Source organism: Psychrobacter sp. UBA2769 (assembly GCF_002352555.1).
In the GTDB taxonomy this organism is placed as follows: domain Bacteria; phylum Pseudomonadota; class Gammaproteobacteria; order Pseudomonadales; family Moraxellaceae; genus Psychrobacter; species Psychrobacter maritimus.
This window is the reverse complement of the sequence record NZ_DEIR01000014.1, coordinates 79,614-91,840: the sequence shown is the minus strand read 5'-3', so window position 1 is coordinate 91,840 and position 12,227 is coordinate 79,614. Positions and strand designations below refer to the sequence as shown.

At 42.6% G+C, this 12,227-nt stretch carries 7 protein-coding genes; 4 read left to right on the top strand and 3 right to left on the bottom strand.

From position 1 onward, the window contains the following. Window positions 1-135 precede the first annotated feature (135 nt). On the top strand, window positions 136-3,318 hold the full coding sequence (locus B3Q63_RS06025; protein WP_296174872.1) for an LPS-assembly protein LptD: 3,183 nt from the start codon (window positions 136-138) through the stop codon (window positions 3,316-3,318). A gap of 198 nt (window positions 3,319-3,516) precedes the next feature. Continuing rightward, window positions 3,517-4,935, top strand: coding sequence for a peptidylprolyl isomerase (locus tag B3Q63_RS06020; RefSeq protein WP_296174870.1), 1,419 nt, complete (start codon window positions 3,517-3,519; stop codon window positions 4,933-4,935). 573 nt (window positions 4,936-5,508) lie between these two features. On the opposite strand, the gene B3Q63_RS06015 is transcribed toward B3Q63_RS06020, so the two are convergent. Beyond that, window positions 5,509-6,642 (bottom strand): endonuclease/exonuclease/phosphatase family protein, encoded by a 1,134-nt coding sequence (locus tag B3Q63_RS06015; protein WP_296174868.1) that lies wholly within the window; start codon window positions 6,640-6,642, stop codon window positions 5,509-5,511. A gap of 468 nt (window positions 6,643-7,110) precedes the next feature. Here B3Q63_RS06015 and asd point away from each other — a divergent pair, with 468 nt between their 5' ends. Then, window positions 7,111-8,244 carry an aspartate-semialdehyde dehydrogenase gene (asd, locus tag B3Q63_RS06010; RefSeq protein ID WP_201625924.1) on the top strand — a complete coding sequence of 378 codons (1,134 nt, stop codon included), beginning with the start codon at window positions 7,111-7,113 and terminating at the stop codon, window positions 8,242-8,244. A 76-nt stretch (window positions 8,245-8,320) separates the two neighbouring features. Here the strand turns inward: asd and B3Q63_RS06005 are convergent, their stop codons facing one another. Then, the gene (locus tag B3Q63_RS06005; protein WP_296174865.1) at window positions 8,321-9,043 is read right to left on the bottom strand and encodes an SOUL family heme-binding protein; all 723 of its coding nucleotides are present in this window, start codon (window positions 9,041-9,043) and stop codon (window positions 8,321-8,323) included. A gap of 282 nt (window positions 9,044-9,325) precedes the next feature. Between B3Q63_RS06005 and tgt the strand changes: the two genes are divergently transcribed. Continuing rightward, window positions 9,326-10,477, top strand: coding sequence for a tRNA guanosine(34) transglycosylase Tgt (gene tgt, locus B3Q63_RS06000; protein WP_296174863.1), 1,152 nt, complete (start codon window positions 9,326-9,328; stop codon window positions 10,475-10,477). Window positions 10,478-10,633: 156 nt separating this feature from the next. Here tgt and B3Q63_RS05995 read toward each other — a convergent pair whose 3' ends face one another. Beyond that, window positions 10,634-11,986 carry a sodium-dependent transporter gene (locus B3Q63_RS05995; protein WP_201628053.1) on the bottom strand — a complete coding sequence of 451 codons (1,353 nt, stop codon included), beginning with the start codon at window positions 11,984-11,986 and terminating at the stop codon, window positions 10,634-10,636. Between the last annotated feature and the right edge of the window lie 241 nt (window positions 11,987-12,227).

The window sequence follows — 12,227 nt, the reverse complement described above, 5'->3', positions numbered from 1 at the left end:
TATACGTAAAACGTTCTGATTTTCGAGATTATCGTATGAATTACTGGTTTATTAGCCGTTAAATATCGCTAAAATACTCCTAGTAATCCAATGATCGCAATCCAATAGGCTCTACAATCATACATAGGTGTGCCCTTGTTATATTCTCCGCTTTACCAAAGCATCCGTTTGATTTTATTTGGCGCCTTAGGCTTATCAAGCCTAGCCGTCAGTGCCGCTATTAATAATGATGCACAGATAGATACGCAGACCACTGAGCCGTTAGCGGTCGATAGTGCTAGCGCTTATGCCCCAAAGGTTGCGGCTGACGTCAATAACAATATCAATAACAACATTAATACTGTCAATCAAGACGTCAGTTATCAAAGCGATTATAAGCAAAATACGGGCTATAACAATACCAATGGATTAACTGACAACATAGCAATAGAAAATGCAGCAGCTAGTGCTAATCATATAGGGACAAATAACTCTGTAGCCACTAATCCTACCTTTGACAATGATGATGCTTTAGATAATAACAATTATAATGCTTTAGATAATAACAATTATAATGCCAGTATAGATGTCACAGAAATTAATGACAGCAGTGATAGTAATAATGCCAATGCCAATGCTAATGACAACAATCAAAAAAATACCGCTGCGCCAGTAAATAATATTACTACAGCTGAGACTAAAGTTAACAGCCGCCAAGTTAACGACAGTGATGAAAGCATCCAAGAAAGCCTCAGACGCTTGGCAGAATTTTATGAATTAACGCCTGAAACTGACCCTGCAACGTTAAACAATAATAGCAATGATAATGTAGCAGATAACAACCAAAATGATATTCAAAATACGTTTACCGCGCAAACCATTCCGCCCGTAGGCAACGACTTAAAGCTGCTACCAAATACCATCGACAGCGCCCAACGCTGCGAAGGTCAATGGGTCTACCCCAAGAAAAACCCCAATTATCAACGAGCGGTTAATGAAACAGGCGAGAGTAATGGCCAGCCAGCACCCAATCTAAACGGCATTCCGAATAATCAAGCACCGCTATTTGCCGAGTCGGATTATGGTTACTATGATAATGTCGATTATGCCGAGCTATCAGGCAATGTCATAGTTGACCAAGGCACCCAGCATATCGAAGCGGACAAGATTGTTCTAGACTTAACCAATGGCGTGGCAGCGGCGCAAGGTAAAGTGATGTTTACCGACCAAGCCACTTCCAATGGCAATTCATCCACTATTCCACCCCAAGCTGGAAACATTCAAAGCAATAATAGCAAAAATAATAAGACCAGCCTTACTGATAAAGCGTCAAAAGGTGGTCTCATTGGGGTTGCTGACAGCTTAAATTATAATACTGAGACGGGACAATCAACGGCCAAAGACGTGGCCTTTGCCAGTGTAGAGCTACAAGCACACGGTTATGCCAAGCGCTTAAATCGACCGAATGAGACACAATACGAGCTTGATGAGGTGATGTTCAGCACTTGCCCGCCCACCAACCGAAAATGGCAGTTTGATGCCAAAAGTATCGACTTAGATACCGAAACCGGTCGCGGCGAAGCTTATAATACGACCTTCCGTATCGCTGATGTGCCTGTCTTCTATTTGCCTTATTTTAACTTTCCTATAGACAATCGACGCAGTAGCGGAGTTTTACTGCCCAATGCTAGTATCAGTAGCGAAAGTGGTCTTGAGGTTGATGTACCTTATTACTTTAATTTAGCGCCGAACTATGATGCGACCCTTAATACCCGTGTTTATACCAATCGTAACCCGATGCTCTCAGGTGAATTTCGTTATTTGACTGAAGAATATGGCGAAGGTATTTTTAATGGCTCATATCTGCCCAATGATAAAGAGTATGACGGCGAAGATCGCAGCAGTTTGTTTTATGAACATTATTGGTCATCTAAAAGCATTCCGCGCTTAAGTGGTGATGCAAAATACAGTTATGTATCTGATGCAGACTATCTCAATGACTTTGATACCTTAGGTTTATCAGACAATACCTTAAACCTACCACGCAGTGCGCGGGTTAATTACTATAATGATTATGTCAATGGCGAGTTAAAGGTAGAAACTTTTCAGACTCTAGACGCCATCACCAATAATGGACAGGTATTACAAGATAAAGATAAACCTTATTCGCGCTTGCCGCAGCTCAAGCTTGATTATCGTTTACCGTGGGCAAAAAGCTTTGATATCACCGGCGTTAGTGATACCGCTTATTTTAAAAAGTCTATCGATGACGGCTCTGAAAATGAAAAAAGTGGCACGCGGATTTATAATAAACTCAGCGCCGTTTACCCCATGGAAAGATCTTGGGGCTATATTAAACCTAAGCTCAGCTTACAGCATCTGTATACCTCTTATGATGAAGACAGCTTAGCAGATAACGAGCTTAATAAAGACGATGGCAGCCAGTCAGTATTGGTGCCACAGGCCAGTATTGACGCCGGTTTGCACTTTTATCAAGCAGGTTCACCTTTTGGTGCATTTGACGATACCTTGGGCGGTTATCGCTTATTAAGTCCGCGCTTAAAATACACCTATTCGCCCTATAAAGACCAAAACGAGATTCCTAACTTTAATACCCGTGTTGCCTCTATTAACTATGAGCAGCTTTTTTCGGACAGCTGGTTTTTAGGTCATGATCGTTTGCAAGATTTGCAGGCCTTTACCCCCGGTATTAACTATCGTTACATCGATGCAACGGGTGTGACACGTTTTGATGGTAGCATTGCAGAGCAGTTTTACATCGATGATGGACGCGTGACACTTGATGAAGAGAAACCTATCCTGACATCATCGTCTTCAGGGATGGTATGGGATACCAGTACCCAGCCTTATAATAACGTCTGGATAGATATGAGTGGCGCGCTTACCAATAGCTATGATTTAAACTATATCACCACCGAGCTGCGTTATCAGCCGTCTGACAACAGCTTATTTAACGTCGGTTTTGTGAAGCGTATGCGTGATGAAAACACCGACCAATTACCCTTGTCAGCATTTACCGCGTCAGCCGTGTTCCCTATTAATAATAACTGGCGCGTATTGGCGCAAGGTCAGTATGATTATAATCGTGATAAGATGCTTGATTCGTTAATTGGTGTCGATTATGAGGATTGCTGTTTTGGTTTTGCCGTTTATGGTCGTCGTTACTATAATGACTTAAATATCAAAGACAAACCAACGCAAGCGATTATGGCAGAAATCAGACTTAACGGTCTTGGTAGCGGCAGCAGCCGTTTAACGCGCTTGCTTTCTGATAAAGTGTTAGGATTTGAGCCCGTTCAAAGCGCATGGAAGGATTAATAAAGCATCGTCTATACGATTAGATTAACGTATGATTGATGGCATTATTTATAGACTGTTATTTGTGATATAACAGTCTACAACATTGTTTTTACCCTATTTATTATAGACAACCTTAGCCGCTACTTGAATATTCAAAGTATCGTCAATAGGCTTAACCGATTACCATCCGATGCAATGACATTGATGAGGAGCATCATGAGATTTTTTTCTTTAGGTCAAACTAGCCGAGCTGTATTGCTTTCTATGACTATGACTGGCGCTATTGCCCTAAGTTTTAGCGCACAAGCAGCAACCGTGAAGCCTGCAAAAGCACAAGCCTCCCAAGCAGCTCAAGCAAATGCCGCAGCTGGACAAAATAGCGTGAACCGTTTGACGCCTGCCAATAGTACAGACGGCATCATTGCATTGATTAATGAAAATGCTATTTTAAAAAGTGATTTAATCGCTGCTATCGCGCAAACCCAAGCACGTGCTCAAGCGGCTGGTGAACCGATTGCCAATTCAGCACAGCTACAGTCTGAAGTGTTAAACGCTCTTATCTTGCGCGAATTACAGCTGTCTTTGGTCAAACGTGTTGGCTTAAATCCTGATGAAGCCGCCATCAATCAACGCTTGGCTCAAATCGCCCAAGCGGAAGGACTTAATAGCATTGGTGCGCTGCAGCAACGTTTAGACGCTGCAAAACCGGGCAGCTATGCCACCTTACGCGCGCAATTGATTGAAGATGCCGCTATCCAAGCCTTGCAACAACGCCAAATCTCTAGCCGTGTACGTATCAGTGAACAAGATATCGATGCATTTTTGGCATCTCCTGAAGCCAAGCGTTTAAGTCAAAGCGAATATCAAACTGTCCACGTGCGTATCCCATATATGGATGACTATAGCCGCTTGTCAGAAGCTCAACGTAATGAGGCATTAAAAGTCGCGCAGCGTCTACGTACACGCCTGCAAGCACCAAATGCTGATGTGACGGAAGCTATCGCAGCAAGCCAAGGCAGCTATCCTATTCAGTTGCAGGGTGGCGATATGGGCTTTCATAAAGCGGCAGCCTTACCGACTGAACTGGCAAGCGAAATCACCAAACTTGAGGTCGGTGCTGTGAGTGCGCCTTTAATCACGCCTGAAGGCATTGATATCATTAAACTGGCTGATAAAAAATCCAGTGATACCATGCTAGTACCGCAATGGAATACGCGCCATATCTTAGTCAAAGTCGATGAGCTGCAAACGGATGCCCTTGCTGAACAAAAAATCAATGATCTCTATGCTCAATTACGTAATGGCGCTGACTTTGCTAGCCTAGCCTCGACTTATTCAGATGATCCCGGCTCAGCAGGACGCGGTGGCGATTTGGATTGGGTTGGTGAAGAGCAAATGATTGGTCCGTTTGAAGCGATGATGAAAAATACTGCGGTCGGCGATTATTCTGCACCATTCAAAACGCAATTTGGCTGGCATATCTTAAAAGTCGAAGGTAAGCGTCAACAAGATGTCAGCGATGAGTATCGTCGTAATATGGCACGCCAAGCGCTATATCAGCGTCTTGCCCCACAAGCCAAAGAAGACTGGCTACAAGAGTTACGTGCCGGCGCTTACATTCAGGTACTTGGTTAGTTAGGATTAACTTAATCAAGTATGAGTTAAAGTGCTTTATAAAAAAAGGGTATATGCCAATGCATATGCCCTTTTTTATCGAATAAGAAATAGTGTTAACTCAAATATACTTACTTTTTTATTCCATATTTAATGCACTATAAAATAAACACCATACTACGAGTATAAATTTTACGCAGCCTCTGTATAGGTATAGGCATAAAAAGCAAGGAAGGAAAATTTACACCAGTAGCGCGCTATAATATTTTCAAATAATGATAAAAAATCGCACACAAAGAAAAGCCCCGAACCTAGGGCGATGGGTTCAGGGCTATGGCGTTTCATATTATTGTTATTATCTCTTCCGTGTTGACTCATCCTAAGTCACAAACAGTACTCTATAAGACAGCGGGCTGACCTGTGCTTTTATTAGTACTACCTCAACACTACATCCTTGCGTATCCTTGTGTTGATGGTTGTATTCTAGGCCAATTGGTTAAGAACGCATAGAGGCTAATGACCTTATTTAGCGTAAGCATTTGCTTACGTCGCAATTGTTTAATGCGAGCCCTTTATAAAAGTACTTGAACCATCTTAGCAATCGCTCTTCTCTTCTGCTTCTGCGTGCTCTTTTGATACTTTACAGCCCTCTTTCTTGCCTGCTTCGATGGTATTTTTTGCCTCTTTGACATCTTCTGCTTTTTCGGTAGGCGCATTGCTTTGTTGTTTACTCGCCTGCTCTGGCTCATATTGTAGCGTGGTCATCACCGGAAAATGATCAGAGCCGATAGACGGCATGCGCTTGATATCGACCACGGTAAAGCACGCACTGTGGAAAATATGATCTAATGCCCAGCGTAAAAATGGGTACTTAACATGAAAGGTATTGATAAAATGGCGCCCGATACGTGGATCTAACAAACCCGAGATACGCTGAAAACGACGGGTGGTTTTTGACCAAGCAACATCATTTAAATCACCCGCCAAGATAGCGGTCTGGTTATTCTCTTTAATATGTTTTCCAACCATCAGTAGCTCAGCATCGCGAGTCGTAGATTTATCCGCTTCTGTCGGGCTTGGTGGCATCGGGTGCAAGCAGTAAAGCCAAATGATTTGTCCGCCTTGCAAGCGCATCTGCGTATGAATAGAAGGTATGTCGTCTATCATCAAATATTTAACTTCAGGATTTATCAGCTCAAGCTTGGAATACAGGTGTATCCCATACAGATTGTCTAACGGTACTTTTACCGTATAAGGATAATCTGCTTCAATTTGATTGAGGGCTGTTTCCCATTTCTCATCGGTTTCTAAAGTTATTAAGATATCAGGCTGTTTGTCTTTGACCAAATCAACCAGTTTTTGGGTCTCATCATTAGGGGTCAACACATTTGAGACCATGATTTTTAACTGACACTCCTGAACTTCCGGCTTATCCTTGGCATTTTTTACTTCTTTTTTCCACAGTTTGGTATAGGGCAATACCATACGCAGCTGAAAGGCCAAAGTGATGCTCAAAACGATAAATAGCAGCCACTGCCCAAGCTGCCATTCCGAGCCAAATGCCAGCATACCGACCCATGCAATGATGCCCAATATCATAATTTGGATACGTGGGAACTCAACGCCGCGCACCCACCAATTATCAAGTGGTAGCCAGCCCCAAATGGTAACAAATGCGATTAGCCCCGCTAACCACTGTGCGCCATAATATAATAGGGAGAAATCCATAATGTGTATCGACCGTTTCTTAAATGAATGGTGAAGCCAATGATGATATTGATTAATTACCTTTACTAACTGATATTAAACTTATTTAATGTCTTTGCTATCCAAATTGTCGATATTTAAACTTTTAATATCAACATTAATAGCCGCTGCTTACTTTAGCATTTCATGACCGCAACGCCTACTATTGAACATAAATTACGCTATAGCCACTATAAAAAGTTACAATCTAAAGCGCTTGATAAACTGCCACTTTGCTAAACAATAACTGTCATAAATAGTTCGCTGCATAATAAGCTGCAAGCTTTATTGAAATTATATTTATAATTATCACTCAGCGTGATAGTGAACATTATATCTAGTGTTTATAAAACACTGGAAATTCTCTAAAAAACCTTGCTTTTTGGGGCTATTCACGGCATTGTTATTGGTTGGCGATGCAACAATTTATTGTAAAAAGGATTAAGTTTCATGAGTAATTTAACAGTAGGCTTGGTAGGCTGGCGCGGTATGGTCGGGTCAGTATTGATACAACGTATGCGTGAAGAAAAAGACTTTGACGGTATGACACCGGTTTTTTTTTCAACCAGTAACGCCGGCGGCGACGCACCAAGCTTTGATGGTATCAAGACCAGCCAACTAAAAGATGCTCATGATATTGCAGCACTTGCTGCTTGTGATGTGATTATTACCTGCCAAGGTGGCGACTACACCTCAAAAGTACATCAACCACTCCGCGATAGCGGCTGGACTGGCTACTGGATTGATGCGGCAAGCACCTTACGCATGGAAGACGACAGCATCATTATTCTTGACCCCGTCAACCGCAGTGTCATTGATAGTGCGCTGGCAAATGGTAAAAAAGACTTTATTGGTGGTAACTGCACCGTATCACTGATGCTCATGGCGATTGGTGAGTTATTTAATAAAGGCTGGGTCGAATGGGTCAGCGCCATGACCTATCAAGCAGCAAGTGGCTCTGGTGCCAACAACATGCGCGAGCTTATCGAAGGTATGGGCGTACTCCATGATGCCGTTAAAGATGAGCTTGCCAATCCTGCCAGCGCCATCCTTGAGATTGATAAAAAAATCGCCCAAACTCAGCGCTCAGATAACTTTCCAAAGCAATACTTTGGCGTACCACTAGCAGGTAGCTTGATCCCTTATATCGACGCGCAGTTAGAAAACAAACAGTCACGTGAAGAATGGAAAGGCGGTGTTGAAACCAATAAAATCCTTGGTAATTCTGAAGCAGATAAGATTGCTATCGACGGTATGTGTGTCCGCGTGGGTGCCATGCGCTGTCATGCTCAAGGTTTAACGATTAAACTTAAAAAAGACATCCCGCTAGAAGAAATCGAAGCGGCATTGAAAAACAGCGGTAATCAGTGGTTAGACGTGGTCGAAGACGATAAAGAAGCGACTATCAACCGTTTGACACCTGTAGCAGTGACCGGTACTTTGACGGTCGCCCTAGGACGCCTGCGTAAGCTTAATATGGGTCCTGAATATCTAGGCGCGTTCACTGTCGGCGACCAGTTGTTATGGGGCGCAGCTGAGCCATTACGCCGTATGCTAAATATCATCCGCGAGCAAAACAGCTAAATTAATCGGCTTAAGCTTAAATAGAAAAAGACAGCGCTTGCTGTCTTTTTTTTGAGTCATTTTTGTTATTAATGGGTCATTTGGACTGATAAGCAATCATCACTTCGTTGCGACGCAGAAACGGTAGTGTCCAAGGTGGATTGTAACGTGCCAATTCAGGTGTACCTGTTATGGTTAATTTTTGCGCCTGCATCCAAGATTGCAACTCTTCAGTTTTAGCAGCAACCTTTTCAGCACCAGCCAATCCTGAAAACTTAATAACGCCATAAGTTTGCGCTGGCACTTCTACAATCTCGATATTTGGATTGTTAGGTTTGGGTAGCGTTTGCATAGTGTATTGGCTTGGCATGGTAAATTGTACGCGCCATTTATCATCAGTCTGTTGCTGGTGCTCTTGTTTAATAGACACAGGTGCGGTCATCGCAATTTTTTGCGACGCGCCATTTTTCTTAGTGTCAGATTGCTTTTCTTCAAACTTCATGGCGACGGGCGCTGTCATACTGATTTTACGACTCTCCCCGTTTGATGCCGTATTATTACCAAAGATATAGTCCGCTAATATCTTAAACCCTTTACGACTGGCCTCATTTTGGTCACCAGATACCCAAGTCTGTGCTGCCAACTGCTCACCGTAACGACGCAATTCAAACTCATCTGTTTGCGACAAAATCGTATACTTTGGCTCTTCGGTTGCCATAGCTGCTCCTGGTAACAATAATGTACTGGTTAATAACACGCCACTTAATAGCGTTCCATTTAAAAGCGAATGTTTCGACGATAGGTAGGTTGCTTTGCTCATACTATTTCTCCGCCGTGCAAAAATAGGCTTCAATACTACTTAATTTGCAGCAGCTCTTTATTTACTGTAGCAATATCTTGGCAGAACTGTCTGTGTCTTTTGGTTATAGCGTGGCAATAAAAAAGATTGATCTTTTAAATTAACTTTAAATATGCTTAGGCTATTTTATAGCTTCTTTTGCTATCTATTCAAATTGACGCTACCTTAAATATCGATGTCCAAAAAAATGCCTAACAATGCTATAATTGGCGCTATTTTCTTAGCTTAAATAGCGGTTAACTTATGCAATTTGTCTTACATAAAACGGCCAGCGGCATCACGCGTGCGCGCCGTGGTACGGTTCATCTCAATCATGGCGATGTACAAACGCCGGCCTTTATGCCTGTAGGTACTTACGGTACCGTTAAAGGTATGTTACCTCGTGATATCGAAGCGATTGGCGCTGATATTATCTTGGGCAATACTTTTCATTTATGGCTGCGCCCCGGTACGGATATCATTGATAAATTTGGTGGTCTGCATAAATTTATGCATTGGGATAAACCTATCCTTACTGATTCAGGCGGATTCCAAGTATTCAGTCTGGGTGCGATGCGTAAAATTACCGAAGAAGGCGTTAACTTTAAATCGCCTATTGATGGCGCAAAAGTATTTTTATCGCCAGAAAAATCGATGCAGATTCAATATAGCTTGAACTCAGACATCGTCATGCAGTTCGATGAGTGTACGCCCTATCCTGCTACTCATGATGAAGCCAAAAAATCTCTAGAGTTATCACTACGCTGGGGACAGCGCTGCGTTGATGAGCATAATAAACTTGGCAATACCAATGCGTTATTTGGCATTATCCAAGGCAGTATGTATGCCGATTTACGTAAGCAATCTCTTGAAGGTCTGCTTGAGATTGGCTTTGATGGTTATGCCATCGGTGGTTTGTCTGTTGGCGAGCCAAAAGAAGAGATGATAGACGTTTTAGACTATATTGCAGATGATATGCCAGCTGACAAGCCGCGCTATTTGATGGGTGTTGGTAAGCCTGAAGACCTCGTTGAAGGCGTACGCCGCGGCGTCGATATGTTCGATTGCGTCATGCCGACCCGTAACGCGCGTAATGGTCATTACTTTGTCGCAGGCGACGCTGAAAACGCAGGCGTGGTACGTATACGCAACAGCCAATATCGCACGGACGAAGGTCCATTAGACCCTGAATGCGATTGCTATACTTGCCAAAACTTTAGCCGTGCTTACTTATCTCATCTTAATAAATGTAAAGAGATGCTAGGTGCGCAATTAGCGACCATTCATAACTTACGTTACTACCAACGTTTGATGCAAGGTATCAGAGACGCGATTGAACAAGATGCCTTTGATGAATTCGTGAATGAATTTTATAGTAAACGCGGACAGACGGTTCCTGAACTTAATTTACGTTAGGCGTTGTTAGGACTATTCGAGACACTTAACGGCTATTGATTAGATTAGTTAACATACAAAAAGGGCTTAAGATTAATCTTAAGCCCTTTTTGTTTAGCTGGAATTTTTATTACTTAGAATACTAATACTATTAATAAGTAAGAGAAAGTCTATCCATTAGCTCATTAAAGTGGTCACAAAAACAATGATTACCGCGATAGGTGCAATGAATTTAGCAACGATTTGCCATAACTGCCAAGTGAAATTCGACAATCCAAGCTCTTGCTGGATGCTGCGCTGATCCATTTGCCAACCGACAAAGATAATCGCCGCAAGACCGGTCAAAGGCAACATGAATTTACTGGTCAGTTTGTCTAGCACATCAAAAATACCATTACCCATAATGGTAAAGTCAGCCCATAAGTTGAATGACAACAAGGCTGCGATACCTAGTAACCAAACCGCAATACTGGCCACGATGGTCGATACCGTACGGCTCATTGGCGTACGCTCTTCTAAAAGCTCAACCGTTGGCTCAAGTAACGAGATTGATGACGTTACGGCGGCAAAGGTAATCAATAAGAAGAACAATGTACCAATGACAGCACCAGCACCCATGCTACCAAACGCGATTGGCAGACTGACAAAGATAAGACCAGGGCCTGAAGCAGGATCAAGACCATTGTTAAAGATGATTGGGAAAATGGCCAAACCAGCAGCCAAGGCAATCACGGTATCTAAAATTACCACCGTACGCGCGGTGCTTAATAGATTGACATCACGACCCAGATAAGAGCCATAAGCTACCATAATACCCATACCGATAGACAGCGTAAAGAAAGCATGTCCGAGTGCCGCTAGCATGACGTCGGCATTTAACTTACTAAGGTCTGGAGCAAACAGATAGTTAACCGCTTCGCCAAAACCGCCGTTCATGACGTTATAACCAACGATAACGAATAAAATCACACCCAATAATGGCATGAGAACTTTAGCGGTGTTTTCAATACCCTTCGTCACACCCACGCCAACAATCAAGGCGGTAATGACCATGAAAACCGTATGCCAGATAGTTAGGGTGCCCGCTGACGCCAACATCGCATCAAAGGTTGCAGCGACAGAGTCACTATCTTGACCCGCAAAGCTTCCTGAACCAACTTTGGTAATATAATTAAGCGCCCAACCACCGATGACACTATAAAACGATAGGATTAAAAAGCCACCTAAGATACCGGTCGCACCGACAATACCCCAACTGCGCGATTTGCCTTCGCTTGCCGCGACATCAGAAAACGTATTGATAGGGTTTTTTTGCCCGCGGCGACCAATCAACCATTCTGCAACCAAAATTGGAAAACCAATAAGGGCAAGACAAAATAAATAGGCGATAACAAAAGCTGAACCACCGCTCTCCCCAACCATATAGGGAAACTTCCAGATATTTCCTAAACCAACTGCCGATCCTACTGCTGCCAGTACGAAGCCAAAACTTGAGCTCCACTGAGCATGTTCTTGTTTATTAATAGCCATTTTGCCTTCCTCATGCCTCAATTAATGCTACTTATAATCTTCCTTGATTATTATAAATCACCCACTATTTTATGCGGTAATTTAATTAACGGGTCAATGTGACACGTCTAGCAACATTATGAAAGAATTGTTTACAATATCGTAAACGCTCAGTTTCTGCTAAGCAACCAAAAAAGTCAAGTAGCGATAAATATAAAAAGCCATAACTAATAGTTATGGCTTTTTATATTTTTAGGAACAA

Coding starts and splice junctions, on each gene's coding strand:
- B3Q63_RS06020 (WP_296174870.1), top strand. CDS start 3,517: ATGAGATTTTTTTCTTTAGGTCAAACTAGCCGAGCTGTATTGCTTTCT.
- B3Q63_RS06015 (WP_296174868.1), bottom strand. CDS start 6,642: ATGGATTTCTCCCTATTATATTATGGCGCACAGTGGTTAGCGGGGCTA.
- asd (WP_201625924.1), top strand. CDS start 7,111: ATGAGTAATTTAACAGTAGGCTTGGTAGGCTGGCGCGGTATGGTCGGG.
- B3Q63_RS06005 (WP_296174865.1), bottom strand. CDS start 9,043: ATGAGCAAAGCAACCTACCTATCGTCGAAACATTCGCTTTTAAATGGA.
- tgt (WP_296174863.1), top strand. CDS start 9,326: ATGCAATTTGTCTTACATAAAACGGCCAGCGGCATCACGCGTGCGCGC.
- B3Q63_RS05995 (WP_201628053.1), bottom strand. CDS start 11,986: ATGGCTATTAATAAACAAGAACATGCTCAGTGGAGCTCAAGTTTTGGC.